This is a genomic window from Pseudarthrobacter sp. lyk4-40-TYG-27 (assembly GCF_030209295.1).
GTDB lineage: Bacteria > Actinomycetota > Actinomycetes > Actinomycetales > Micrococcaceae > Arthrobacter.
In genome coordinates this window covers 1-25875 of sequence record NZ_JARVSH010000009.1, presented here as the reverse complement: position 1 = coordinate 25875, position 25875 = coordinate 1, and the positions used below count along the sequence as shown (strand labels likewise).

At 60.8% G+C, this 25875-nt stretch carries 21 protein-coding genes; 14 read left to right on the top strand and 7 right to left on the bottom strand.

Annotated features, from left to right (window positions below; all coding sequences use genetic code 11):
* Positions 1–107: 107 nt before the first annotated feature.
* On the bottom strand, positions 108–1592 hold the full coding sequence (locus QRM96_RS16785; RefSeq protein ID WP_285320327.1) for a glycoside hydrolase family 140 protein: 1485 nt from the start codon (positions 1590–1592) through the stop codon (positions 108–110).
* A gap of 560 nt (positions 1593–2152) precedes the next feature.
* Between QRM96_RS16785 and QRM96_RS16780 the strand changes: the two genes are divergently transcribed.
* The gene (locus QRM96_RS16780; protein WP_285320393.1) at positions 2153–2455 is read left to right on the top strand and encodes a DUF4193 domain-containing protein; all 303 of its coding nucleotides are present in this window, start codon (positions 2153–2155) and stop codon (positions 2453–2455) included.
* A gap of 632 nt (positions 2456–3087) precedes the next feature.
* Positions 3088–4551: an MFS transporter gene (locus QRM96_RS16775; protein ID WP_285320326.1), complete on the top strand. Its 1464-nt coding sequence runs from the start codon at positions 3088–3090 to the stop codon at positions 4549–4551.
* A gap of 610 nt (positions 4552–5161) precedes the next feature.
* Here QRM96_RS16775 and QRM96_RS16770 read toward each other — a convergent pair.
* From QRM96_RS16770 to QRM96_RS16760, 3 genes are all read right to left on the bottom strand, one after another.
* The gene (locus QRM96_RS16770; RefSeq protein ID WP_285320325.1) at positions 5162–6010 is read right to left on the bottom strand and encodes an SDR family NAD(P)-dependent oxidoreductase; all 849 of its coding nucleotides are present in this window, start codon (positions 6008–6010) and stop codon (positions 5162–5164) included.
* Positions 6011–6229: 219 nt separating this feature from the next.
* Positions 6230–8017: a flavin-containing monooxygenase gene (locus QRM96_RS16765; protein WP_285320324.1), complete on the bottom strand. Its 1788-nt coding sequence runs from the start codon at positions 8015–8017 to the stop codon at positions 6230–6232.
* The gene (locus QRM96_RS16760; RefSeq protein WP_285320323.1) at positions 8014–8946 is read right to left on the bottom strand and encodes a cyclase family protein; all 933 of its coding nucleotides are present in this window, start codon (positions 8944–8946) and stop codon (positions 8014–8016) included. Before QRM96_RS16760 ends, QRM96_RS16765 begins: the two co-directional genes overlap by 4 nt.
* A 179-nt stretch (positions 8947–9125) precedes the next feature.
* Between QRM96_RS16760 and QRM96_RS16755 the strand changes: the two genes are divergently transcribed.
* The gene (locus tag QRM96_RS16755) at positions 9126–10145 is read left to right on the top strand and encodes a VOC family protein (protein WP_285320322.1); all 1020 of its coding nucleotides are present in this window, start codon (positions 9126–9128) and stop codon (positions 10143–10145) included.
* 77 nt (positions 10146–10222) lie between these two features.
* Here the strand turns inward: QRM96_RS16755 and QRM96_RS16750 are convergent, their stop codons facing one another.
* A complete protein-coding gene (locus QRM96_RS16750; protein ID WP_285320321.1) occupies positions 10223–11692 on the bottom strand; it encodes an aldehyde dehydrogenase family protein in 1470 nt (489 codons plus the stop codon).
* A 97-nt stretch (positions 11693–11789) separates the two neighbouring features.
* On the opposite strand from QRM96_RS16750, the gene QRM96_RS16745 reads away from it, so the two are divergent.
* Both QRM96_RS16745 and QRM96_RS16740 read left to right on the top strand, forming a co-directional pair.
* On the top strand, positions 11790–13220 hold the full coding sequence (locus QRM96_RS16745) for an MFS transporter (RefSeq protein ID WP_350224073.1): 1431 nt from the start codon (positions 11790–11792) through the stop codon (positions 13218–13220).
* A 111-nt stretch (positions 13221–13331) separates the two neighbouring features.
* Positions 13332–14027 carry a TetR family transcriptional regulator gene (locus QRM96_RS16740; protein WP_285320319.1) on the top strand — a complete coding sequence of 232 codons (696 nt, stop codon included), beginning with the start codon at positions 13332–13334 and terminating at the stop codon, positions 14025–14027.
* A gap of 19 nt (positions 14028–14046) precedes the next feature.
* Here QRM96_RS16740 and QRM96_RS16735 read toward each other — a convergent pair whose 3' ends face one another.
* Together QRM96_RS16735 and QRM96_RS16730 are read right to left on the bottom strand one after the other, a co-directional pair.
* A complete protein-coding gene (locus QRM96_RS16735) occupies positions 14047–14442 on the bottom strand; it encodes a MaoC/PaaZ C-terminal domain-containing protein (protein WP_285320318.1) in 396 nt (131 codons plus the stop codon).
* Positions 14443–14515: 73 nt separating this feature from the next.
* Positions 14516–15001 (bottom strand): FAS1-like dehydratase domain-containing protein, encoded by a 486-nt coding sequence (locus tag QRM96_RS16730; RefSeq protein ID WP_285320317.1) that lies wholly within the window; start codon positions 14999–15001, stop codon positions 14516–14518.
* A 125-nt stretch (positions 15002–15126) separates the two neighbouring features.
* Here QRM96_RS16730 and QRM96_RS16725 point away from each other — a divergent pair, with 125 nt between their 5' ends.
* From QRM96_RS16725 to QRM96_RS16685, 9 genes are all read left to right on the top strand, one after another.
* Positions 15127–16254, top strand: coding sequence for an acyl-CoA dehydrogenase family protein (locus QRM96_RS16725; RefSeq protein ID WP_285320316.1), 1128 nt, complete (start codon positions 15127–15129; stop codon positions 16252–16254).
* On the top strand, positions 16251–17468 hold the full coding sequence (locus tag QRM96_RS16720; RefSeq protein WP_285320315.1) for an acyl-CoA dehydrogenase family protein: 1218 nt from the start codon (positions 16251–16253) through the stop codon (positions 17466–17468). Before QRM96_RS16725 ends, QRM96_RS16720 begins: the two co-directional genes overlap by 4 nt.
* 53 nt (positions 17469–17521) lie before the next feature.
* On the top strand, positions 17522–19612 hold the full coding sequence (locus QRM96_RS16715; RefSeq protein WP_285320314.1) for an acetate--CoA ligase family protein: 2091 nt from the start codon (positions 17522–17524) through the stop codon (positions 19610–19612).
* A 34-nt stretch (positions 19613–19646) separates the two neighbouring features.
* On the top strand, positions 19647–20834 hold the full coding sequence (locus QRM96_RS16710; protein ID WP_285320313.1) for a thiolase family protein: 1188 nt from the start codon (positions 19647–19649) through the stop codon (positions 20832–20834).
* A gap of 13 nt (positions 20835–20847) precedes the next feature.
* On the top strand, positions 20848–21282 hold the full coding sequence (locus QRM96_RS16705; protein ID WP_285320312.1) for a Zn-ribbon domain-containing OB-fold protein: 435 nt from the start codon (positions 20848–20850) through the stop codon (positions 21280–21282).
* 13 nt (positions 21283–21295) lie between these two features.
* Positions 21296–22072, top strand: a complete 777-nt coding sequence (locus tag QRM96_RS16700) for an electron transfer flavoprotein subunit beta/FixA family protein (RefSeq protein ID WP_285320311.1) — start codon at positions 21296–21298, stop codon at positions 22070–22072.
* An 8-nt stretch (positions 22073–22080) separates the two neighbouring features.
* Positions 22081–23061 carry an electron transfer flavoprotein subunit alpha/FixB family protein gene (locus QRM96_RS16695; RefSeq protein WP_285320310.1) on the top strand — a complete coding sequence of 327 codons (981 nt, stop codon included), beginning with the start codon at positions 22081–22083 and terminating at the stop codon, positions 23059–23061.
* A gap of 290 nt (positions 23062–23351) precedes the next feature.
* Positions 23352–24236: a cytochrome b/b6 domain-containing protein gene (locus QRM96_RS16690; protein ID WP_285320309.1), complete on the top strand. Its 885-nt coding sequence runs from the start codon at positions 23352–23354 to the stop codon at positions 24234–24236.
* A 66-nt stretch (positions 24237–24302) separates the two neighbouring features.
* Complete coding sequence (locus tag QRM96_RS16685) at positions 24303–25766, top strand: MFS transporter (RefSeq protein ID WP_285320308.1); 1464 nt, start codon at positions 24303–24305, stop codon at positions 25764–25766.
* Positions 25767–25875: the final 109 nt, after the last annotated feature.

Sequence of the window (25875 nt, the reverse complement as noted above, 5' to 3'; positions counted from 1 at the left end):
TGCCGGACAACTTCCAGGGGTTTGGTCCGATCTGATAAGCCCTTGAAAAGGTCTTCCCCCGGGTTCTTGTGCAGGAATGAGCCCAGAGAGTGTCAACCAAACAGTCGCTACTCGGCCCAGATCATTGTCATTGCATCGCTCTGCAGCGGTGTTGCCCAAGTACGACGCATGGATAGGCGGCGAAGGCGGTCCTTACCTGTGGCGATGACGAGCAACCAATCCTGCTCGTCACCCCTTGTCGGGGCTTCGAAGGCGTTTTCCTGCGGGTGCCTGTGTATGTTAAACACCTCTGTCACATCGGCTGTGCGCGGGTTGAACCAAATGCCGAAAAGATCGGCAGCGTTGAGGTCGGCAAGGTTCAAACGCTCAGATCCACCGTCGGTGAAATAGACCACGGCGAACTCGCCGTCGCGATCCACGACGGCCTGTCTGTGCTGGTCGAGGCACACGTCGCCACACGCAGCATCATGAGCAAGAATCGACTGCGCCGGCACCCATCGATCGAAACTGAGAGACTCGACAAAGTCTCTTAGGATCTTCATCTGCTCCGCTCCGGGGTGCGTAAGCGCCTCGAACCACGATGAACTGAGAATGTCGTTGCGCTCCTTTTCCGAAACCATGCACCACACGGATGCGTGCCCGTACGTGTGGCCAAACGCGCCAGCGAGTAGTGACCAGTAAGCGCGCTTCCGGACAATCCAATCACCGTGGAGGGGGAACAATTGAGGCCAGTTCATGGGCATGCGCTCGTAGGCAGGCTCCGCATCCAGGACGGGCTTGGAGTTGGACCGCTCGTATTCAGCGCGGACCTGTCGGTAGTTTGCAGTCAATAAACCGTGGCCGGACTGGAGCAAGATCAGGCTAATCCAGGCCTCATCGTCCGACCAATATGACATGGTCGAAAACTCGTTCGTCTCCATCTCAAAGCAGGTGTGGTAGGTGATGAGGAGATTACGCCACGCGGGATGTGGTTCGTTCCAGCGGCAGTTCTCATCTGTTACCCCCTTCACTAGGCCCTCTGCCAAGCGACGCCATACTGGACGGTAATCGATGCCCTTATGAATTGGCTGCCGATCGCCGCCCAGACACCAAATGATATTTGGCCTATCCCGATAGCGTTTTCCAATCCATTGACCAAAGCCGTATGCATTTAATTCGTTGACCGTCTTCGGAAAGGTTGACCCGCCCCAACTCTCGCCCACGACTAACTGGCCCCAGACGGGAAGTAGCAACACGTACAGCCCCATGTCCTCGGCCGCCTGAAGGAGGCGGTCGAGATACTGGAAATACGCCTCATTCGGTTTTGTGACGTCACCTTCAATAAGAGCTGAATTTCCCGACGGGTCACGCATATCAACATCCCGTTCTGGATCGAGCGCAACCACTTGGATAGCAGTGAAACCCTGCCTGCTTCTGGTGTTCAGGTAGTACAGGGCATCATCCCACTTGAGCCGTTGAGGCAAAGTCCATGCGGTGTCAGCGAGATAGAAGAATGGCTCGCCCTCGATCGTCATGAGCCTCCGGCCATCGGCAGATACAGTCAACGGACTCATCGCACGCCGCGCGTCGCTTTCCATCGTCTCGGCACTCACTGCTCGCCCCTCTTTCCAAAGTCTCGCCCGTGGGGTTCGCCGAATTCCCGATTCGTGCCACCTGATTGCGGTGCAGGAGACGTGGAAGTCTGTGTGATCATCTTCGATCCTTTGGTCTGTGTGCCGTAGCTGGCCGGAATCGGCTCGAAACCACACTAATGAAGAAGAAGATGTGGCAGAAATGGCATTTGATTATGGCAAACATTCATCCCACTGATAAGGCCGGGCGACGCGTGCGTGGATCAGGAATTCGCCGAGCTCTCAGGTAGTTTCTCTCTTTCTACCAGAAACCGACGTCCTGCCAGCCGAGCGCTAAGGTGAGCATTGAATTTGTCCGGCGTCCGGAGTCAGGCACCACGGGACATAATGTACCGAAACTCCGGTCAACCGCTATTTGATCGGAGCTTCACCATTGGCGGCGACAAAGTGGCCGCCACGGGCAGGGTCCCGTGCGGCGCCTTCGATCAGCCTGTTGGGCGTGGGAACAACCGCGCGTACGTGCACGTTGCAACCTCGGAAGAGAACAATCAGCAGACAACGAGGAAATGAGAAGAACCAACGTGGCAGCCGACTATGACGAAGTCCGCCCCGACGTCAAGGAATCCCAGGAGCGCTCTCTGGAGGATGTACAGTCTGCAAAAACCCCTGATGCCCGCAGCGTCGTTACCGAACTGGACGAGGCCGACGCCCTCGACGAAGGACTGATACCTGGCGGCGAAATCATCGCCGACGAGCTCATCGTCCAGGTGATTCCCCAGGCCGCCGATGAGTTCACATGCTATTCCTGTTTTCTCGTCCGGCACCGGTCCCAGCTGGCGCGCGAGAGCAACGGCCATTTATACTGCGTCGAGTGCGAAGGCTAAGAAAAAACCTTCTTAGCCAAAGCCACCAAAATTCGCGCTTTTTGGCCCCTTCGCATCGCCAGCTTTACATAATCAATTATCGGCGTTCGGAAATGGGCGGAGGTCAGCGGCTGCCGTTCATCTTCGGCCGCCTTGTCCGCCATCCCCAGCAATCCCCAGCATGCAGCCAGAGGGCCGGGTGACACCAGTGCGGGCTTGCGGCTAACAGCCCCACGGACCACCTCGAGATGTCCGTGGCACAATTACTCCTGCCTTCGACACGGGGTTGCATGTGCAGCCTCACGCGTTGGTATCGATTTGGGTTACCACACTCATCCTGAGGCCAGGAGGCCCTCGTGCCATACGGGCATCTCCTGCGGCATTGGTCTACCTAGCGGTGCCTGCGCACATTCAAGACGGATGATTATCGGGGGCGAGGACTCATATTCGCGAATATACGGATCCAAGTCCTCAAGCTCAACAGAGCTGGCCCCGCCTGTATGGCGAAAAGCATTGCGGAAGCAGACGGAAGGTATTACCGTAAACCATACTGTTTCTCATGCAGTGCTATGGAAGCTATCTCTCTCCTTCCTAGTCTGGAAGGCGAAGCCCCTCAGTAATCGTCCAATGTTGTACGTCACTCGGAGGAACTCATGTCTCAATTCACAGGCCGGGCGCTCGAGCATGCCCAGACATTAGACCGACGAATCGATGCGATGCCACGCGTTGGACTATCGGGCGGCGCTTGGTTCGCACTCATGATCATGTTCTTTTTCGCGAACTATGAAACGAGTGTTTTCGCATTAGCACTCCCGCAAATGATGGAACAGTTAAAGCTCAACGTAGTCGATGTTGGTCTTCCGGTGGCGGCCAACATGATCGCTTTCGGCTTCGGTGCGCTTTTCGTGGGCTGGGTGGCTGATCGCAAGGGCCGCCAATCGGGGATGTGTCTCACTGCCATCATTCTCGCCCTTGGCGGTATTCTCTCTGCCTTCTCCTGGGATATTTGGTCGTTCACGGTCTTCCGTTTCATATGCGGAGCGGGTATGGGTGCAGTGCCGGCGTTGGCAACGACATATATAGGTGAACTCGCTCCCAAACATCTGCGCGGAAAGTACCTCGCCAAACTCATCCTTGTCGGCCTTGTCATCAACGCCGTGGCAGGTTTCGCATCGTTGCCGCTGCTCGAATCCACGTCACTGGGCTGGCGTCTGCTGTATGCATTTGGCGGTCTCGTCATTGTGTTGCTCTTCTTTATCAATGGGCGAGCAATTGTCGAATCTCCCCGGTGGCTGGCAGTAATGGGCTATAACGAAAAGGCTGCGCACATCGTCTCTTCGATGGAACGGCGGGTTGGAATAGTGCCGGACCAAGTCGCCCAAACGCGCCCGTCTCCCCGTGTCCCGGAAACGGAGACGCGCACGGACGAGCCGTCCGTGACGATGCGCGCAATGTTCCGCAGACCTTTCGGCGGTCGTATGGCGATTGTTCTGACCTTTTGGAGTCTGTTCTATCTCGCAGTCTACGGATTCAACAGCTACTCACCGCTGATCCTAGGTGGGCTTGGTCTCAGCGTATCGGACGCCCTGTTCGTGATCGTTTTGGCCCGCTTGGCCCCACTAGTCTCGGGGTGGGTCGCGGTCATGGTCATCGAGCGGTGGGAGCGCCGCACACTGACCATGGTTGGGGCAGGCATTCTTGCCCTGGCCTTCGTGATAATCGGTCTTAGGCTTGGCACAGGAGGAGCTACGTTGGGGGTGCTTCTGTGTGCCTTTTCGACTTCCTTCATCGGTCCTCCTGCGGTCACCTACACCTCAGAGATCTTCCCGACACGCGCACGTGCCTCCGCCTCCGCCATCGCTGATGGATTCGGCCACGTTGGTGGCGCACTCGCTCCCGTTGTAGTCCTGCCCCTCATGGCAGGAGTAGGCTCCATCGCCGTTCTCTCGCTCTTGGCGGTGGTGTCACTGTTCGCTGCTCTGATTGTTCGGCTGGGTCCAACGACCAGAAACCGGTCCCTCGAGGACATCGCCTCGGACCCGGTGGTCCAGACGGAGACAGCGAATACAGCCGCCCTGGAGACGGGGACCACGGCTCCGGTCAGGATTAAAGAGTAGTGTTTCGTTGAAGTTCCGAGGGTAGGGGCCCGGATACGAACTGGGCCCCGAAGACTGTTCAACTCATTGTTTCAAACAACAACCCCGGGTGGTCGAAACGGAGACGACTCCACGACCTCCGGTCCTTCCTCAAGCAGTTCGATATCGCTCCACCCTCGCTCCCCAAGGCCAACTCGTAAAGGGCCGCGTTTTTTGTTGACAGTGCCCACGAGAACTTCCAAGCCGTGATTCGCCTTGGGACGGCACCGACCTTTGGCGCTATTCTCTTCAGCATTGGCCGCTACTTTTGGCAAGAAGGCCCCCTCAACACGCGGACATTCGATACGTGGCAGAACCGTTCAAGCTTCGATTCCGGCTGTGTGGAGACCTCCGGATTTCCCCTCTTCAGAGCGCGCACAAGCGAGGCATTGTTGCCCGAACGTTGGCTACAGCTCTAGGCGAGAACCTGCATCCGAAAAGCGCCACGGCGCCTGGCGGTCGTCCTCAGGCAAACAACTGCTCATATACAGGAACTGCTCCCCTTGAGTCAGGACTTATCAGTCCTGACTCAAGGGGAGCAGTTTGAGAAGAACAGTCTGCCTTTGTGATGCCCTTCGTCAGATGAGTAGTTTCATCCCATAGCCGCCACACCGCCATCCGCGTTTATCGTTACGCCACTGAGGTAGGACGCCGCATCCGAGGCGAGGAAGGCCACGACATTTGCTACCTCTTCCGGGATCGAGACGCGGTCGAGGTCTATGCGCTCCATGCGCCACTTGTAATCCCACTCCGTGCTGTTGTCGGCAAGCACCTCGCGGAGTCCGGCGTGCAGCATGATTCCAGGTGAAACCCCGTTGACCCGGACACCGAGTTTGCCCACTTCGTACGCCAAGTTCCGGGTGAAGTGGATGACTCCGGCCTTAGCGGCGCCATAGACCGCACCCCTGGGGCTCAGACTGCGGCCGGCGCCCGCGGCGATGTTGATAATGTGGCCTGATCCCCGTGGGATCATATGGTCAAGTACAGCTCGGGAGCAATACACGGTATCGATGAAGCCCAGCGCGATCGTGCTGTCGATCGCACTGCGGTCCTGGTCGATGAATGGACGCATCTCCCCCGCGCCGACGTTGTTGACCAAAAGGTCTATTCCTCCAAGTATTTCAGCACTTTCAGCGATGAATCGATGAGCATCGTCCCAATCGGTGACGTCACAGTTCACGGCAACCGCCTCCGCACCCCATTTCTCCCGCACCTCCGCGGCAGCCGCCTCAGCCCCCTCGAGGTTACGGTCAGCGACGATCACGGTGGCCCCTAGGCCAGCCAGACGGTGGGCAATAGCTCGTCCCAGGCCTGGGCCTCCCGCTCCCGTGACAACAGCACCCTTGCCCGATAGATCCATCAGTTCCGTCACGCGCAGGTCTGCGATTCCATGGGGAGCGCGATCGAACCCGACTTCCTTTAATACGTCGACATCTGCCACTTTTATCTCCTTCGATTTAGTACCCCTGCCGGTGAGCCGCCGAGCGAGCGACCTGCAGGCAGCAGGCTTATAGAATGTTCTTTCGTAAGTCTTACGATAACTCTATAGCTGATTTGCCATTGCGGTCCGTGGATTTCACGGATGAGGGCGTTTATTGCCCAGCCGGGCTGCCGGGGATGCTGCGTCTTAGCGGATCCCCTTCTGCAAAAGATTCGAAGGCTAAACGAAGAACAGGGCGTCTGGTAGACATTCCTGGCGCCAGCGCGCGAGCACATCGCGGAGCACGATAGGCCCTGGGCCGTAAGTGATCGCCGCTGCCGTGGGTTGGCCTTCCGCGTTGAAGTAACCTGGGGTGCAGGCGAGGTGGAAGTCGTGCAAGTTACGCGCTGTCTTCTCTATTTCCCGCTGCCACGCGTCCTGCATGGCAGAAGTGGGCTCAACGCCTGCGGCGCCGGCTTCCCTCGCGGAGAGTATGACGTTGGAAATGTGCTCGGCATGAATCTGGAGCATGTGGGAAAAATTAATGTTGTTAGCAGTGTGAATGACACTCATGTGAAAAAGGTTCGGGAAGCCGGCGGTCGTATAACCGTGGAGGGTGCGGGGCCCATTGGCCCACGCTTCCAAAAAGGAACGCCCGTCACGTCCGACAACATTCAATGCCCCCGTCATGAGTGACGAGGAACCGACCTCGAAGCCTGTCGCAAACACGATGAGGTCGACGGGGTATTCCTTCTCCCCTACGACCAGACCGCTATTCGTGATGCGGCTTACCCCACCATGTTCAGCGGTATCGACCAGCGTCACGTTAGGCCGGTTGAAGGCTGGCAGGTAAAGATCGCTGAAAGTTGGGCGCTTACAAAAGTAGCGGAACCAAGGTTTTAGCGCTTCCGCCGTAGCAGGGTCTTCTACGATATCGTCAACGCGCGCGCGGATGGCCTCCATGGCGACAGCATCGGCGATCTCCTCGGCTAGTTCTGCATCGGGGTCGGAGAGGTCGCCTTCCCATGTTCCGGTGTTCTGCTTGTTCAAAAACGCTGCCTTGCGCGTCCACTCATCGTCAATGAGATCGATCTCCGGTTTCGCGCCACTGGTGATCTGAAGGAAGTTCTCCATTCGTCGGCGCTGCCAGCCAGGCGCATCGTCCTTCACCCATCCCTTGTCCGTCCTCCTGTTGTCCCGGGGTGCGACGAGAGCGGGCGTGCGTTGAAAAACGAAGAGCTCCTTCGCGTACTCCGCCAAAGCCGGGATCACCTGGACGCCTGTTGCGCCGGTGCCCACTACCGCGACGGATTTGTCGGTCAGCCCATGAAGTCCACCGGAATGATCGCCGCCTGTGAATTCGTAGTCCCACCGGCTTGTGTGAAACATACGACCAGCGAATTCTCCAATTCCCGGGATACGCGGAAGCTTTGGAGCGTTTACGCCTCCGGCGGAAACGACAACGTATGTAGCGTCAAAAACATCACCCCGGTCCGTGGTTATCGACCATGCTGCCCCCGTCCACGTGGCGCCGATGGCCTGGGTGTGCAGCAGCGCTTCATCGTACAGGTCGTACTTTCTCGCGAGAGCAACGAGATGCTGCCTGATTTCGTCTCCGGACGCATATCTCCAGCCCGGAAACGTCCCTACGTCCTCCAGCAATGGCATGTACACATGGGACTCTATGTCGCAGCGGATTCCGGGGTATCGGTTCCAGTACCAAGTCCCGCCGAAATCGCCCGCCTGATCCATTATCCGGATGGATCGCACCCCCGCTTTACGAAGTGCGATGGCAGTTGCAAGGCCGCCTATGCCACCGCCGATAATTAGCATGTCGACGGTGTCCCGCTTCGGAGCCCTCGCAAGAACAGGCTGGTATGGATCTTTGGCATATTCCGCGAGTTCGCCAGCCAAGCCGCTGTACTGACCAGCGCCATCGGGACGAATTCTTCGTGCGCGCTCATGGGCGTATCTTTCGCGAAGTGCCTCGATGTCGACCCCCTGTCCGGCGATCGCCTTCGTGTTCATGCGATTGCGATCGGGTTGATGGGGCTGCCCGTGCCGCCGACTATTTTTAGCGGGGCAACAACAAGGAAGCACTCGTGCACCTTGTCAGCAGACAGTGCCCTCAGATCGAGGTGCTCAAGGAGGTGTATGCCGCGTTTGACGAGAAGCTCGACGTGCACGGATTGATAGCGCTCGTCGCACGGAAGACACTCAACTGCACTGTTGTCAGCTCCGACCACTGAGATTTCGTGCCGGTCGATGAAATCGACCGCGTCCAGTCCTATGCCGGCCTGGCCGTAGCCGCCATAGTAGCTCGTGTCGGGTTGTTCACCTGAATGGAGGAAGTCCATCCACCCCGTACGGATAAGCAACACGTCGCCTGGGAGGACGTCGTTGCCTTGAGCCGATCGTGTCTCTTCCAGGAGTGCGCTGTCGATTTTTACGCGGGGATCCAGCCAAGGCACCCCCAGATGAGTGGCGACGTCAAGCAGGACCGCCCGCCCGGCAATGCCGTCAATCTTGTCGATGCTGTTGAAGTGCGCACCATTCAATGTCGAAGAGGAGTCAGCGGGGAACCCGTTATACATCCTGCCTTCGTGGTAGACGTGACAAAGCGCGTCCATGTGCGTGCCGTTATGGGTGGAGGTAATGAGGACGTCTTCGTTTGCGCCCGTGCCCGGCGACGGGACCCCCATCTGCTCACCGATTGTGTTCCACATAGGCATGTCAGTTTGATTTGTCAGGGCGAGACGCTGGCTGGGAACACGATAGGGAACCGGAGGTAGGTACTCGCTTTGCACGGGAAGCCCGAGGCTGTATAGCTTCCCCGACCGCGGCGCTCCCAGCGCGGCGCGCCGCCCTTCCGGTGTGATCAGGTTGAGTGCCCCCAACTGGTCGTCATCGCCCCATCGGCCCCAGTTAGCAAGTTCGCGTGATGTCGCCATTGACATAGATACCCTCCATTGGATCAAATCACTATTAGTGATCTATACGGTAAGGCATTCCATTAGTAAGTCAAGATCCTTCTTTATACGACAGCGGCGACTCGGCTTCGGTGGCACACACCCTCGCGCCGTAGCCCGGGGACGGTCAGCGTCCTGCGAACCCGCATACTGACGAAAGGCCCAGAATGAAGTCCTCCTCCCCCACCTTGCGCGATCGTATTAATCGCGTTGCTTACGTTGTCCTGAATGTCACCGACCTCGAACGCTCGCGGCGCTTTTATGAGTCAGTGACTCCGTTGCGCGTGGCGAACAAATTCAATGCGCCCACACAGCCGTTCCTAGGGCTTGGGCTGGAACAGGGCGCGTTCTCGGCCTATGCCATGACGGATGGGAATGGGGCCGGGCGAACCGAGGTGCACCTTGTCGAATGGACCGAGCCGGCAACCCACGGAACAGCCTACGAACAGTTCTGGCATGTGGGCCTTGCCAAGATTGCCTTCACCGTACCGAGCGCGAAGGACAAGCTGGCCGAACTGGCCCAGCTGCAGATCCCTACAACCAACCGACTGATTTACAGGAACTATGTGACAATCCAGGACCCCGATGGCATCATCATCTCCTTTCCTGGTTTGGCCTATGAGGCACCTGAGAACCCGGCGCCGCCGGCTTTGGTGCATACCAATCCCTCGGTGAGGGATATCGACCGGGGGTACGCGTTCTACGCAGAATTCCTCGGCTTGGACCTCGCGCATGAGAGTCGTCCGGCCGCTCCCATCGAGTCCTCCCAAGGACCGGGCAGCGTACTTTCGCGGTGGGACAGCCACCTGTATCAGGCTCGGGGCGACCAACGCTTCAGTGTCGACTACTCACAGTTCCACTATCCGGAACCGACACCCGAGACGCTGACTCCATACGAGTCGGCCACCAACGTCGGCATTTCCCGCCTAGGCTTCGAAGTTGACGACATCGACCGTTCCGCGGACATCGCGCTGGACGCAGTTGAGGCGGGCGCAGAGTTCTCCGTCGTCGGCCCTGTAGAGGAATGGGACCTGGGCTCCTACGGGCGGCGGCGTGTACTGTGCATGACGGACCCGGACGGCATTCGTATTGAGCTGATCGAGAAGAAGATCGTCGAGCCCATGACCGGTTTTGCGTCACCTCCCAATCCGGAGCCCGCAGTCAGCCTGCTGACGTCGGCCCCCTGAGCGACAGCGGGTGAGTTAGCGGGCTGTGCCGACAGATGGGGGTGCGGGGCCGCACGGCCCCGCACCCCCATCTCGGCTCAATTTTTCCAGTCGTCAAAGACCGGGGGAAGGTCGGCAGGTGTGCCGATGGCTTGGATTGCGGTGAACTCCTCGAAGCCACGCACCCCATTCTCAACGCCAAGGCCGCTCCAACCGTGCCCGGCGAAGGCGATGTCAGGGCGCCCGATGCCATGCCGGTTCACCGTGACCGTCCCAGCGTCGAGAGAAACGGCAAGGGCGGCGGCCCGGGCCAGGTCCTCCCCCCATACGGACGCGCCGAGACCGTAGGGAGTGCCGTTGGCCCAGGCGAGGGCCTGGTCCAGGTCGCGGTAAGCAACGACGGGTAATGCCGGGCCGAACTGCTCCTCCTGTACCAACGCCGCCTGCGGATCGATGCGATCCACAATTGTCGGAGAGTAGAAGTAGCCCGCCTTGCCCTCAATCGCATGGCCGCCGGTGAGCACGCGGGCGCCGGAGGCCACGGCGTCCTGCACGAGGTCGGACACGATACGGCGCTGGGCAGCAGTAGTCAGTGGACCCAAGTCCGTCATCTCGTCGAAAGGGTCGCCGACGGTGGCCGCGGCCGCGCGCCGCGCCAAAGCCTGCGCCAACTCTTCGGCTTGGCTTTCATGCACATACACCCGCTTGATCGCCGCACACACCTGACCATTATTAATGAACGCGGAACCGTAAATCCCATCCGCTACGGCCTCAATTTGTGCGCCGGGCAGCACGACCGCAGGGTCATTCCCTCCCAGCTCCAGTGTGAGGCGCTTGATGTCCGGGGCGACGGCACCATACAACTTCATCCCGACCCTTGTGGAACCGGTAAAGCTGACCTTCCGGGTGCGCGGATCCGTGCTGAGATTTGCGCCGAGAGGCTCGGGGCCGGAGAGGATATTGACTACCCCGTCGGGAACGATATCGGAGATGATTTCCGCCCAGCGGAGTCCGGAAAACGGGGAAGACGAGCTGGGTTTGATAAGCACCGTGTTGCCGGCTCTCAGAGCCGGGGCAAGCTTCATTGCCAAATTGTTGATGGGGTAATTCCACGGGTGAATGTTGACCACGACCCCCAGTGGCCGATGGCTGACCGTTGAACGGTAGCCGTCGGGGCCGAGCGAGGATTCTTTCTCGATCTCGACTTCTGCGTAGTAGCGGTAGAAGTTTGCGGCAAGCCGCCCCTCCCAACGTGCATCTTTGAGTGGCTTTCCAGTTTCTAGCGACAGGAGAACGGCCAGCTCGTCAGCGTGCCGCTCAGAGGCATCCGCGAGGGCGCTCAGAACCCGTCGTCTGTTCTCAAGGTCGCGCGACCACTCCGGCAGGCTGTTGAGTGCACCCTCGAAGGCCGCTTCCACCTGGTCAGCCGAGGTGGCGGGTGCGCTTCCGACCGGCTGGCCTGTGGCCGGGTTGATTACCTCGAAGGTGTCCGCAGCTGCGGCAGGTCGCCCGTTGATGCAGAGGCCTGGCAACGCCAGACCGGTCGCTGTAGGTGACGTCGTCGTCATTTCATGCTCCTCATTCCGTTTCTCGAGTATTGGCCAAGGCCGAACCCTTTACGACCTACCTTTTGGTAGTCGACATGCTTACGGTAACAATTACGATATGCTGTTGGCTATGCTCTCTCTCCGTCCACGGCCGTGGCTCCTTATCGCTACATTGGCCCTCGCGGGACTGTGCGTCGCCCAGATGCAAACCATCCTCATACCCGTTCAGTCAGAACTGCCCGCGTTGCTAGGCACATCTCGGGAGGCGGCATCCTGGCTGGTGACCGGGACACTGCTGGCGTCGGCCATATGCACACCCATTGCAGGGCGCCTGGGCGATATGTATGGCAAACGGCGCGTGGCCGTCGCTCTGCTGTCCGTAGTCGTGGTGGGTTCTGTGGTGGGGGCTACCGCTCAGGGCGTCGAACTGCTGATTGCCGGCCGCGTCCTCCAAGGACTGGGGATAGGCGTTATCCCGTTGGGCATCGCCATCCTCCGCGATGAACTGCCGCCCGAGCGCTTGGGCGGGGGGATCGCACTGGTAAGCGCGACGCTCGGGGTTGGTGGGGCGCTGGGTCTTCCGCTCAGTGCGGCGGTAGCGCAGTTCGGCCACTGGCGTATGCTTTTCTGGCTGTCGGCTGCCGGCGTAGGACTCTGTCTCGCTCTCTACATCGCCGTTGTACCCCCAAGCCGCCCCGCCACCGGCGGGCAATTCGACCTGCTTGGGGCCGCAGGCCTGGCGGCAGGGCTCAGCGCCGGCCTCCTCGTGATTTCACAGGGGTCGATGTGGGGGTGGCTGTCGCCCCTGACCATCGGAACGGGAGGAGCGGCTCTAACGATTTCGCTGGGGTGGGCGTGGTGGCAGATGCGCACCCGCTTTCCGCTGGTTGACCTTCGCACGAGCATCAGGCCTGCCGTGCTGACCACCAACATCGCCTCGGCGGCCATGGGCTTTTCCCTGTTCGCCGTCAACATCGTCTACCCCCAGGTACTCGCTTTGCCAGAGGCTCTTGACGGTTTCGGCCTCACGTTGCTGACAGCCAGTCTGTTCCTGACCCCGTCGGGAATCATGATGCTTGCCATGACGCCGGTGTCCACTTTGCTGATGCGCCGCGTGGGCGCGCGCTCTGTCTTCACTCTTGGCGCAGCTGCACTGGTTGTGGGGTACCTTTTCGCCGTTGTCGTACCCATGCAGGTTTGGTCGATCGCCGTCGTGTCTGGGCTGATCGGTGCCGGGGCAGGTCTCGGGTACGCTGCCATGCCCACGCTGATCCTCGACGCGGTTCCGGCCGTAGAGGCGGCTGCGGCTAATGGGCTAAATACCCTTATGCGGGCAGTGGGGACCACGGCCGCGGCTTCGCTCACGGCGGGTATCCTCGCCCAGGGAAGCCGCGTTCTGTCCGCTGGCACGGCCCCGTCGCCGGCCGCTTTCGAGGCCGCGCTTATCGTCGGGCTGGCCGCATCGGTTGCCTGCACACTGCTCACCCTGGCTATCCCGCACGGCAAGACGGGGTTGTCGATCACTCCACGCCCGGTTGCCGAGACATGACAGCCAACCATCTGTCGCTCCTATGCTCCGGCGCGCACGCGCATAGGATAGAAAAGTGGCTGTCGGGAATCGCGGGCACGACCGAAGGCTTTGAGGAATAGGGTTACGGGAATGACGAAAAGGAGCCGGCTGCCCCGGGGGTCGATCGACGCCGACATGATCCTTGGTGGAGCCTTTAAAGTCGCCGGGCGCGACGGCCTCGACGGCCTAAGTATGCCGGGGCTGGCCTCACATTTGGGCGTCGGAGTCACCAGCATCTACTGGTACTTCAAGAACAAAGACGAACTCCTCCGACAAATGAACATCCTGGCGGTGCATTCGCTGCAGGAGCAGATGCTGCCGGTGGACGGAGTTGCCCCGGCGCATTGGCGTTCCTTCCTGCGTAGCCAGGCAGTTCGCTCGCGTGAGGTATATGCACAAGACGCGGTGCTCACCGATTTGATGATCAGCCGAAATTCTGACTACAGCCGCGAGACGACCCGGTTCGTCTTCGTTGAGGCGGAGAAAACGCTGCGGCTCCTTGTGGAGGCCGGCTTCAAGCCGGCAGACGCTTGGTATGTACAGAGTGCAATCAGCATGTTTACCCGCGGTGTAGTCATCACGGAGCGCACGCGCCGCATCACAGGCACGCCACCGGAGGGCCCCGCGCAGCTGCAGTTGCTGGACACTCCCGCGATGCCGATTTTGACCCAGCTGATTTCCGAAGAGCCGATCATCATAGACATGACAGGAGACGCGGCGTTCCTCTATGGCCTTGACCTCATTCTCGACGCCGCCGAAGCGCGCCTGACGAGCGACGCCCAGTAGCCCTGCCGGCGGACTGTGGTCATCCGGCCGTAAATGCCACGGTCGCAGAGCCGGGGGCCAGGACCTCACCGTCAGGAGTGCGAACCGCCAAGTCGATGTCGGCAAGCACCTCGCCAGGCCCGCGCCGCACTGCGGTCACGGTCCCAGCTACCACGATGTCGCCAGCGATGTTGGGCTGGCGGAACGATGCCGTCACTTGAACGATCCGTCCCCTGTCGCCCAGCCAACCGCGAAGAAGATTATGCATGTAGGCGACTTGCAGGTTGCCCATGCCGATCGCTCCTGGCATGCCCGCCGCACGCCCGGCTGCGTCATCCATGTGGATCGGGACGAACTCGTCGTTTACGGCCGCGTACCGGTTCCACGTTTCCAAGCCACTGCGTCGTCGGAACTCGGGCAGTTCTTCTCCTACCATCGGTGAATTCTCCGTTGTATGCACGTTTCGTCCCTTCCTATTGGTTTGTCGTCTCGGAGCAGTGCCGAAGGTCTTAGTAGCGGATCAGGGTCATCGTGGATGTGAGCACCTTGCGGCCTTCCTGATTCGTCCATGTATCTTCTGTGGTGCTCAGCAGCATCGGCCCGCGCCGGCCTTCCCGCTCCGCGTACCTGGCAAGCCGATTGACGCTGGTGATCACATCACCCTCCTGCATCGGTGCGAGATAGCGCATCTCGACTCCCCCGTTCAACTGCACTGTCAGGCCCAGCGGCGGCAATCCCAAAAGCTTTTCCAACCTGTCCGGGTCGTTTAGCTCGATGTTTCCGTTCGGTGACTCCTCTGCCGCTGCCACCGCCCATGCGAAGGGATTGAACTCCTCCGGAGCCAAGAGTGGCCTACCGCAGAGAAACCGCTCGGGAGGGGTCTCGGGCCAGTAGACGGCGATGGCCCAGCGTCGAATGGATGAGGCATCAATTGGATAGGCCGTCCGAGTTGCCAGAACAGCACCTTGGGCCTGAGCCATTTGGCTGGAAATCATGGAATACCGCCCTTTATCTAGTCCAATAGATAGGCTTACGGTAAGCCATTTGACACGGCGGCCGCAAGGTGTCATCGTGGTGCAACGAACCGGACAGCGAAGTTCGAAGTGAAAGGACAAACGCCGTGAGTTCTCCGGTAATCAATGCCGAAGCTGATCTCTTCCGCGAAGCGGGACGCGATTTCATTGTGCAGAGCGGGTCGGTAAGTCTTGCCCGCCGACTGCATTCAGACGCAGTACCTTTTGAGCGCAACTGGTGGCAGCAGGCCGCTGAACTTGGATGGACCATGCTTCTGGCACCCGAACGCGCCGGAGGTGGCAGCCCGTCTGGTGAAGGTGTCATTGACCTGGTCGACATCGCAGAGCTGTGCGGGGCGCATGTCGCTCCGGGGCCGTTGCTTGTCACCAGTGCGATCGTTGCGGGCCTCGCACAGCCTGAAGCGCGTCGTAATCATGATGAGGTTTTGGCTGGGATTCTTGAAGGCACTACTGTCGCAGCGTGGGCCGCTCCCCCGCTGGCCGGCATCACACCAGGGGTAACTGCACGACGCGAAGGCGAGTGTTGGGTTCTTTCCGGCGACGTCGAGGCCGTCGAGTTCGGCAGCGAGGCGGATGTGCTATGGATCGCTGCCGAGAGCGAAGATGGGATCACGCACTTTCTCGTGCCCACGGAACATGCAGGTGTGGCTGTTGTCCCCACGGGATCGATCGATCTCGTGCGTCCCTTCGCACGAGTCACCTTCACGGATGCCCTGCTGCCTGATGCAATGGTCGCAGTGGACGGTATGCACGGGCGGGCAGTACTGCGGGCCCAATTGCGCTGCATGAATCTGCTACAGGTCGCAGAATCAGTGGGGGCCCTTCGCCGGGTGTTCGAGTTCACAGTCGAATGGGGGATGGAAAGGTACTCGTTTGGCCGTCCCTTGGCTTCCTATCAGGCGCTCAAGCACCGCTACGCCGATGACGTAACTCACCTGTATGCCTGCAGGGCTCTTTTGGCTGCAGCCGCCCGTGCGGTCCAGGACGGGGCGCCAGAAGCCGATTGCCTCGTCAGTGCTGCAAAGGCTTATGTTGGCGAAGTCGGCGTGCAGATCGTGCAAGATTCGTGCCAGTTGCATGGGGGGCTAAGCCAGACGATGGAACACGATCTGCACATCTACTTGAGGCGCGTCATGCTCTGCCGTGCACTCTACGGGTCGGTGCGCGAGCACCGAATCAACGTCGCCCGAACCGCCTTCGAGGGGGAAGCATGACCGAGTCGATTGATCAGTTCCGACTGCGCGCCCGCGCTTGGCTGGCCGCCAACATGCCGCTGCTCGATGAGGCGGTGGCACCGTCGCCGGATAGTTGGGAACGCGACCGGGAGCTGCAGGGCAGACTCCTCGATGGTGGTTTCGCCGGGCTCAGCTACCCGGTCGAGTACGGCGGCGGCGGCTATCCCTTTGAATATCAGGCCGTCTTCAATCAGGAGTCTGCACCCTACGAGATGCCGTACGCGCTGAATTTTCCGACTTTGGCTATCTGCGGACCCGCCATCCTTGAGACGGGCAGCGAGGAACTCAAGCGTGAGCATCTGCCCAAGATGATTTCCGGCGAGCGGCTATATTGCCAATTCCTCTCCGAACCGAGCGGGGGGTCCGATCTGGCCGGCTTGCTAACGCGGGCTGACCGCCGAGACGGCGACTGGGTTATCAACGGCTCAAAGGTATGGTCCTCCAGCGCCCACAAGGCTGACTACGCGATGTGCCTGGCGCGGACTGACTGGGATGTTCCCAAACACGAGGGACTGACTATGTTCGTCTTTCCCATTCATCAGCGTGGGGTAACCGTGCACCAAATCGAGATGGTTAACGGCTCCAGCGAGTTCTGCCAGGAATTCTTCGACGATTTGGTGGTCCCGGAATCGGCGGTCGTCGGAGAAGTGGGAGATGGCTGGCGAGTCGCCACCCGGGTGCTCACCCACGAGCGGCTTGCCGTGTCAGGCGGTTCCCCCTACATCAGCGGCACCCGGCACGCTGCATCAAGTCCCTTCGCGCAACGCTCCACGCTGGCCACGCTTGCGTCGGAGTGCCCAGCCGAGAACGAAGGCTGGGCCCAGGACGTGCTCGGGCGCGCAGAGGTCGCCCAGCTCGCGCAAGTACACCTGAACCGCTATCTGACGGAGGAAATGGCTAAAGGCCGGTTGCCTGAGGCCGCCGGCACTATGATGCGGCTGTTCCACGCCGAGGTCGCCGAGCTGGAGGCGGATGCCGGGCTCGAGCTGGCAGGGGCAAGGGGGGTTTCCCACGACGCTGCGGACATCGCCGGCGAGTGGGCAAAGCATTTTCTCTCGCGGCAGAGCACCAGTCTGGGCGGCGGAAGTTCGGAGATGGCGCGCAACGTCATCGCCGAACGCTTTCTCGGGATGCCACGCGAAGCCGCTGCGGATCGCGGGATTCCCTTCCGCGAAGTCCCGCACGGGCACTGACTCCCTGCCCGTCGGGCTGCCATGCCCATGTCCTCCTCCAGAAAGGCCGTTTTGTGAATCCCAGTCAGCTGAAGACGAGAAGCCGTCTTGATCGCCTTTTCCGCCCGCGTACCGTCGCCCTTGTGGGGGTACGTGACGGTTCGCCCTACCTCTCGGCCGTGATGCGCACCATTAAGCACTCCGACACCGAGGTCGTGTTCGTTAACCCCTCGCAGCCTACGGTGCTGGGCAATGAAACTTATCCGTCGTTGGAGGCTGTTCCGGGACCGATCGACGTGGTGTACCTGGCAACCAACGCCGAAAGATCCACAGGATACGTGGAGCAGGCCGTGGGGCTTGATATCGGTGGACTGATTCTTGTCGCAGGTGGCTTCAGCGAAGTAGGAGAAGCCGGCCTGGCACTGCAGCGGAGGGTGGTCGATGCTGCCAACGCCGGAGGATTCCCAATCGTCGGACCGAACTGCCTGGGCGTCATAAATGTTCCCGATCAGGTAAGTCTGGCAATCTGCGGCGACCACAAGCGCCGTGTGGGCGGCATTTCGGTAGTTTCGCAGAGCGGTGCACTGCTGAACGGCATCTCCATGGCCGCGTGGCAGCGTCCCTCAATAGGATTGAACCTGCTCATCTCCGCCGGCAACGAGGCGGTGCTCGACTTGGCGGACTACCTCAACTACTTAGTTGACGATCCGGGAACCTCCGCCATCGGCCTCGTCATTGAGAAGGTTCGCCGTCCCCGCGAGTTCTTCGCAGCCGTGCGCCGTGCAACGGCAGCCGGCAAACCTATCGTCGCCCTGAAACTGGCCCGAAGCGAGCGGACGCGTGAGATGGCTGCCTCGCATACAGGAGCACTCACCGGTGATGCATGGACCTATGAGGTCGCCCTTCGTCAGTTCGGGGTCAGCCTTGCCTACGACACTGATGAACTCATCGATCGCCTGGCGATCATTGAACAGCTCGGGGCCGAATTTCGTGGGCCCGTGGATAATGTTGCCATTTTGACCTTCACCGGAGGATACGCATCCCTCACCGCAGATCTGGCCGGAGACGAGGGCGTGCGGGTGCCGGCCCTCGACGAACTGCGGCCGTGGGTCGCCGAGAACATCCCAGGCTCGTCGGTTCCCAACCCGCTGGACGCGACGGGACTGGGCGTCCAGCTATGGCCGGACATACTGAAGCGATACGGTTCTGCACCGGAAGTGGATGCCTGCGTTTTTGTCCATCCCCTCGCCGACGAGGACGCCGCCGGCGCAATGCAGGCTGAGGCCTTCCTCAACGCGGCGGAGACCTACGCAAAGCCGTTCATCCTCGCCAACTGCTCCGGCCCTGTCGGATCGTGGGCCGAAAAACTCGTACGTGAACGTCCCGGGGCCGCTGCTGGATGGGGGCCCCGCTCAACGTTGCGTGGGATCGAGACGCTCAACAGGTTTGCTGCCGCCAGAGATTCGCTCCCCGAGACGGAAAGGGCCGTCACGCTGATCCCCCGCCCCGGCGCCCAGACGATTTCCGAAGCGCAAGGGCAGATGCTATCATTTGCCGACGCGATGGATTTATTGCGCGCACACGGCATTCCGACCGCGCCCTATACGCTGATTGGGCCGACAGAAGACATTCCCACATCGGCAGTTGAGCCACCCTTCGTCGTCAAGCTCGCCGACGTGGCCCACCGGACCGAGCACGACGCCGTCTTGGTGGGGATCACCGCCTCCGGCCTGCAGGACGCCGTCGAACGGTTGCGGAGGATCGCTGCCCTCGAAGGGCTTCCAGCGACCGTTGCCGTACAACCGATGGTGGCTTCGATAGGCGAGGCGTTTGTGGGCGTGCAGAACACTGAACTCGGTCCACTCGTGGTCTTCGGGCTTGGGGGGGTGCTCGTCGAGGTACTCCAAAAGGTCTCTGGTCGGCTGGCACCCTTCGACCGCGCGGAGGCGCAGGCAATGATCGCTGAGTTCGACGATCTAAAAATCATGCGCGGATTCCGCGGGCAGCCACCATGGAACGTCGAAGCCCTCGCGGATGTGCTGGTAGCTGTTGGCGCCCTGGCTGCCGGCAGCCAGGCATGGCTCGACTCATTAGACATCAACCCGATGATGATCACTGCGGACGGACTATGCGCCGTTGACGCACTCTGCTTCACGCGCGACTGAGCGCACTTCACTTCCCGACAACTTAGGAGTAACCGTGCCCTTCCCCCAGAGGCAAGCCGCAATTGCCGGCGTCTACCGCACCCGCCAGGGAAAGCTGCCTGACCGCACTTCTTTCTCGCTCCAGCTCGAAGCGATCAAGGGCGCCATAGAGGACGCGGGGATGCAGCTAAGCGACATCGACGGGCTGCTCACTCTCAGCGGCGGAAATCACCTGGAGGCACAGGCCGGCGCCGACACGTCGTCGCACCAATTCTGGGCCGAGCAGCTGGGTGGGCGCCCCATCGACTACATCAGTGTGGGGGGATCGGCCGGCCAGGTCACAAAGGCTGCTGCGGCAATTGCGGCAGGACTATGCGAGGTGGCCGTCCTGTTCTACGGGCGGGCCGGCCAGCTGCTTGGACCCCGCGGTACTGCCGCTTCAACAGCGGCCCCCCGCGTACCCGAATGGTCCTGGATGACCCAAGGAGCCTATATGGTCCCCTTCTATGGCCTCTGGGCGCAACGTTATATGCATGAATTCGGCGTCACGAGCGAAGACCTTGCGCAGGTAGCGGTGATCGACCGTTATCATGCCACTCTCAACCCCGAGTCGGTTATGGGGCACAAGGGAGAAATCACCGTCGATGACGTGGTCAATTCCCGGATGATCAGTGACCCCCTGCATCTGTTCGACTGCTCGCTCGACAACGACGGCGGCTATGCCGTCGTGGTGACCACGGCAGAACGAGCCCGAGACGGAAAGAACAAACCCGTCTACGTTCTCGGGGGTGCTGAGGCGGTGCACACTGACCTGTACCTGACGCAAGACGGAGACTGGTTTCGCGAGGGAGGCCGATCGGTGAGGCGCGTTGCGGACAAAGCCTTCGCCCAGGCAGGGGTTTCCCGCGACGACATCGACTACTTCGGCAGCTACGACTGCTTCACCGTCACTGCATTGCGCAACTACGAGGAGATGGGCTTCTGCGACATAGGTGAAGGCGCCGACTTCGTCCGCGACGGCCGCACCCGTCTCGGCGGCACACTTCCCACCAACACAGACGGCGGTCTCCTTTCGGGCAGCCACTGCGGAGACCCCTCCGGGCTCTTCATCGTGGAGACCGTCCGCCAGCTGCGGGGCGAATGTGGGGAACGTCAGGTCGAAAACGCCCGTATTGGACTTGCCCACCAGCAAGGCTATGCCGTGCACGGACTTACGAGTGCCGTCATTCTCGGCACCGACTAAGGGAGGAAACAAAATGACCACGGTCATCACGAACCGCACTTACCTCAAGCCCGTTCCACAGTGCACGCCAGAAAATCAACCCTTTTGGGATGCTATGGCCGAGCATCGTTTCCTGGTCCCGCGCTGCCAGGACTGCGGCACGTACGGCTGGGTGCCCTATCCGGCATGCCGCGAATGCCTGTCCGAAAACCTGGAGTGGACGCAGGTCAGTGGCGAGGCGACCGTGTACAGTTTCACAATCGTGCACCGCGGACCCGGGGCCTTCAACGAAGACGCGCCTTACGCCATCGTCGCCGCAGCCCTGGCCGAGGACCCTGTGCGGCTTGTTCTCCTCGCCAACACCACGGGAATCCCTAACGAAGATCTTAAGATCGGCATGCCCGTTCGAATTGCCTACGAGGACCTCCCCAACGAGGACATCACCTTGTGGCGTGTGGGACCGGCGTGAGGAGGGCAGGGATATGAGGATTGTTGTCCTTATTAAAGAGGTACCCGACACCTACGGGCCAAGAATGTTGGATCTCGAGACCGGGCTGGCCGCGCGCTCAGCCTCGGCTCGGGTTCCGGACGAGGTCGGTGAACGGGCGCTGGAATGCGCGCTGCGGTACGCCGAGCAGAATGCTGGAACAGAAGTCATCGCTCTGACCATGGGGCCGCAACTTGCAGCTGGGACGATTCGCAAGGCACTGGCAATGGGTGCCGCCAGGGGCATCCACGTTTGTGACGACGGCTTGGTTGGAGCCGACCTGACGCTGACGGCGCAGGTTCTCGCTGCAGCGATCACCCGCGTCGGTTTCGACCTCGTAATAGCGGGTAACCTCTCGACTGATGGGGCAGGCGGAGTTATTCCTGCCATGCTCGCTGAACTCCTGGATGCCCCGGCGCTGACTGCGCTCACGACGCTCGAAATTCAAGCGGACCGCATTTCGTGTATGCGCCAGAGCGAGGGAGAGACGCAGGAGGTGTCAGCTGCGCTGCCGGCGATCGCCTCGGTCACCGAGTCCCTTCCAGACCCGCGCCTTCCAGGTTTCAAAGGCATCATGGCAGCGAAGAAGAAGTCGATTGAGACCATCTCCCTGCCCGACCTGGGCCTCGACCCGGAGGACCCTTCTGCACCGCGGTCCGTCGTGCTGGCCGTGGCCGAGCGCCCGACGCGGAGCGCCGGAACCAAAATCGTCGATGAGGGCGACGCCGGCAGGCAGCTCGCCGACTACCTCATCGGGAACCGTCTCGTTTAGGAGCAGTCATGTCTGATTTCGCCGAGGACTCGGTCCTCGTACTCGCCGAGGTGTCCTCCTCAGGCCAGCTTGGTTCCGCTACGGCCGGCACCATCGCCGCGGCCGCTGCAGTGGGGACACCCATTGTCCTGCTCGTTGCCTCCACAGCGTGCCACGAGGCCCTTACCTGCGAGCTTGCATCCCTCGGCGCCGATGCCGTCCTCACGAGTGAATCCGACTTGAATCAGCTCACCGTCCCGGTCGTCGATGCTCTCGCTGCAGCAACCCAACTCGTCGATCCACGAGCAATTCTGGCCTCGCACACTGTGGACGGGCGTGATGCCGCCGCGGGGTTGGCTGCACGACTCGGACTGTCTCTCGCAGTGGATGCCGTGGGGCTCAGCCAGGACGAGGAAGGCATCGTGATGCAGCACTCAGTGTATGGGGGTGCATATACGGTGGACGCCGCTGCAAGCCTCGGCGTCCCGGTAGCCACCATCAGGCCTGGTGCCATCCAAGACCGTGCACCGGCACGGACTCCCCGAGGAATTGCATTGGCCGTCTCGCCCTCAGGCCGACGCGCAGCATCCGTTGACGGAAGGCACAATAATGAGAATGCATCAAGCCGTCCCGAACTGCGCCAAGCCACGCGGGTCGTCTCGGGCGGCCGCGGACTCGGATCCGCCGAGGCCTTCCAACTGGTAGAGCAACTGGCCGATCGGCTCGGAGCAGCTGTTGGCGCGTCCCGCGCAGCCGTTGATGCGGGCTACGTGCCCTACGCGCACCAAGTCGGCCAAACCGGGGTCTCGGTGTCGCCACAACTGTACGTCGCGCTGGGTATATCCGGCGCCATTCAACACAAGGCCGGGATGCAGACTGCCAAGACGATCGTCGCCATAAACACCGACCAAGATGCACCTATCTTCGACATCGCCGATTTCGGCGTCGTCGGTGACGTGTTCGAGGTCGTGCCCCAGCTCATGGACGCCCTCGATCGCGGGCAGGGCTAGTGATGGAGTCGGACAAGCCCGTACCCCGGCGGGGATTGCCGCGGAACAGCCCGGCCTCAAGCACCTCGCCGACGAACGAAAGTTCCTCCAGTGGAGCTGCTCCCCCGATTTCCTCCCAGCCTGCTTCGCACGCGTCAGGGGCGCGACGAGGGCTTCCTCGGACTGCCAATACAGCCCCAACCTCGCTGGATGCGCCACCTGGAGTCCCTGCCGAAGCGGGAGCGAGCAGCGGCGGCCCTGCAGCACCCGCCATCGCCACCACATCTGCCGCTTCGAGCAGCCAGGGCGGGATGCTTGCCCGTATCCGACCTGGTTCAACCATCGCCGTCGGATTCGTGCTCGTTGCTATGGCCGTCGTGTTCTTCGCACGGGTCCTGATTGACGTAGAGGGCGTGCAGAATTTCCTTCGCCGCTATCCGGGGGAGTACGGATTGCCAGAAGGTGCTCCGGTCGGGTTGCCGGCATGGATCGGCTGGCAGCACTTCTTGAACTCGTTTTTCATCATCCTGATCATCCGTTCTGGGCTGCAAGTGCGTCGCCAGACCCGACCGCCATTGATGTGGTCACCGAGATGGAATCCTCAACGGAAGATCAGCATCAATCTCTGGTTCCATCAGGCACTCGACATTCTTTGGGTCGCCAACGGCATCGTCTTCATTATCGTCCTGCTCGTTACTAAGCAGTGGATGCGGGTGGTGCCCACGAGCTGGGAGGTTGTCCCCAACGCACTCTCTGCCGCCCTGCAATACGCGGCGCTGGAATGGCCAACCGAGAACGGCTGGGTCAACTACAACTCGCTGCAGCAGCTGGCTTACTTTGTCACAATATTTATTGCCGCCCCGCTGGCAGTCGTCACCGGAGTGAGGATGAGTGGGCTATGGCCGTCGCGGGCCAAAAGACTGAGCGCAGCCTACCCAGTCGAGTGGGCCCGTGCAGTGCACTTCCCCGTGATGCTCTACTTCGTCGTGTTTACCACCGTGCACATCGGCCTGGTATTTGCGACCGGCGCCATGCGCAACCTTAATCACATGTATGCCGCGCAAGACAGTAATGGCTGGCTCGGATTTGCAATCTTTTCGTTATCACTCGTCGTCATCGCTGCTGCCTGGGCGGCCGCGCGACCGCTGATCCTGGGTGCCGTGGCCAAAGTCTTCGGCACAGTGTCCGCCCGATAGAAATCGCCCCTGGCCCAGACCGCTCGTCATCCCGTTGTCCAAAGAAGTACACACTGAGGAGCCCGCATGCCTGCGCATCCAACCCGCCTGTCCTCCCCACTCATCACGCGCAACATTGACCATCGCTTGAACGTCCTTCCTCGTGTTGGCCTCTCGCGCGGAGCATGGTTCGCGCTCATGCTCACATTCTTCTTCGCCAATTACGACATTGCCGTTTTTCCCCTCGCCCTCCCAGGAATGTCATCCCAACTTGGCCTCTCAGGAGTGGAATTGGGATTTCCGGTTGCCGCGAACCTGATCGCCTTCGGCGTCGGAGCTTCGGTTATCGGCTACGTCGCTGATCGCCGAGGACGTCAGGCCGGGATCTTGGTCACTGTCCTGGTCCTGGGCATTGGCGGGATACTTACGGCCTTTTCCTGGGATCTGTGGTCACTCACGTGGTTTCGATTCCTTACGGGATGTGGAATGGGCGCGGTAATTGCTTTGTGTACGTCCTACGTCGGTGAATGCACTTCCAACCTGCAGCGTGGTGGGTACCAGGCGCGGCTCTTCTTCGTAGGCGCGATTCTGCAGTTCCTGCTCGGTTTTGCGTCACTTCCGCTCCTCGGAGCCAAACCGGATGCCTGGCGCTGGCTGTTCGGCTTTGGCGGAGTGGTCTTGGTAGTGCTGCTTTTCATCAATTCCAAAGCGATCACCGAGTCACCCCGGTGGCTGGCTGCCGTAGGGAGGGCAGACGAGGCAGACGCGATTGTGCGCAGGATGGAACAGCGGGTTGGAACAGCCGCCGGCACCCTTCCCACTGGGCAGAGGGAAACGACGGAGGAACGCACGTCTGAAGAGCCGCGGACCCCACTGCTGGCGTTGCTTCACCCGCCTTATCGGCGGCGCCTCATGATCGTGCTGGGTTTCTGGTTCATCTTCTATATACCCATGTACGGATTTAGCAGCTATCTGCCACTGATCCTGCAGGGACTCGGCCTCTCGCTGTCCGGAGCGATATTCGTTACTGTGCTCGCGCGAATCGCGCCGCTCGTCTCATCCTTCCTTGCGGTGCTTCTTGTAGAACGCGTGGAACGACGAACGCTCATCATAGTTAGTGCACTGGCCTTCGCAGTGGCAATGGTGTTCTTGGCACTCCCGCTCGGCCAGGTCCTTGCCTCCGTAGCGGTGCTGCTGGCCACGTTCGCATTGTCTTTTTTTGGCCCCCCCGCCTACACCTATACGTCGGAGATCTTTCCCACAAGTGCCCGTGCTACCGCCTCCGCGGTCGGTGACGGCGTTGGACACCTCGGCGGCGCCATTGCACCGTTTATCATGCTTCCTCTCCTAGCGGCAGCCGGTGCGGCACCCGCGGTACTCCTCATGGGCGTCTTCGCAGTCGCAGCCGCCGTCGTTTTGCGCTTCGGCCCGCGAACGCGGGGCCGCTCGCTCGAGGAATTGTCCAGGGAGCCAATTGCCGAAACGGCCACTACCGAGATTGGCTACAGGCAGATAAGCGCTGGGGATGGCGAACGGCCGGGGGCTCAGTAGTGAACCGGCAATTCGGGGTAGAGCCAGTTTCCGGCGCCCGCACCGGTCTTACGTCCCGCCACCGGTGGCTCCGGCGACTGCCGTCCGGCTGGCAGTCGCTGTAGATCTC

Bases quoted from the DNA above. Each gene is read 5' to 3' on its own strand.
- QRM96_RS16775 (WP_285320326.1), top strand. From the start codon at position 3,088: ATGTCTCAATTCACAGGCCGGGCGCTCGAGCATGCCCAGACATTAGAC.
- QRM96_RS16765 (WP_285320324.1), bottom strand. From the start codon at position 8,017: ATGAACACGAAGGCGATCGCCGGACAGGGGGTCGACATCGAGGCACTT.
- QRM96_RS16760 (WP_285320323.1), bottom strand. From the start codon at position 8,946: ATGTCAATGGCGACATCACGCGAACTTGCTAACTGGGGCCGATGGGGC.
- QRM96_RS16755 (WP_285320322.1), top strand. From the start codon at position 9,126: ATGAAGTCCTCCTCCCCCACCTTGCGCGATCGTATTAATCGCGTTGCT.
- QRM96_RS16750 (WP_285320321.1), bottom strand. From the start codon at position 11,692: ATGACGACGACGTCACCTACAGCGACCGGTCTGGCGTTGCCAGGCCTC.
- QRM96_RS16745 (WP_350224073.1), top strand. From the start codon at position 11,790: ATGCTGTTGGCTATGCTCTCTCTCCGTCCACGGCCGTGGCTCCTTATC.
- QRM96_RS16740 (WP_285320319.1), top strand. From the start codon at position 13,332: ATGACGAAAAGGAGCCGGCTGCCCCGGGGGTCGATCGACGCCGACATG.
- QRM96_RS16735 (WP_285320318.1), bottom strand. From the start codon at position 14,442: ATGGTAGGAGAAGAACTGCCCGAGTTCCGACGACGCAGTGGCTTGGAA.
- QRM96_RS16730 (WP_285320317.1), bottom strand. From the start codon at position 15,001: ATGATTTCCAGCCAAATGGCTCAGGCCCAAGGTGCTGTTCTGGCAACT.
- QRM96_RS16720 (WP_285320315.1), top strand. From the start codon at position 16,251: ATGACCGAGTCGATTGATCAGTTCCGACTGCGCGCCCGCGCTTGGCTG.
- QRM96_RS16705 (WP_285320312.1), top strand. From the start codon at position 20,848: ATGACCACGGTCATCACGAACCGCACTTACCTCAAGCCCGTTCCACAG.
- QRM96_RS16700 (WP_285320311.1), top strand. From the start codon at position 21,296: ATGAGGATTGTTGTCCTTATTAAAGAGGTACCCGACACCTACGGGCCA.
- QRM96_RS16695 (WP_285320310.1), top strand. From the start codon at position 22,081: ATGTCTGATTTCGCCGAGGACTCGGTCCTCGTACTCGCCGAGGTGTCC.
- QRM96_RS16690 (WP_285320309.1), top strand. From the start codon at position 23,352: ATGCTTGCCCGTATCCGACCTGGTTCAACCATCGCCGTCGGATTCGTG.
- QRM96_RS16685 (WP_285320308.1), top strand. From the start codon at position 24,303: ATGCCTGCGCATCCAACCCGCCTGTCCTCCCCACTCATCACGCGCAAC.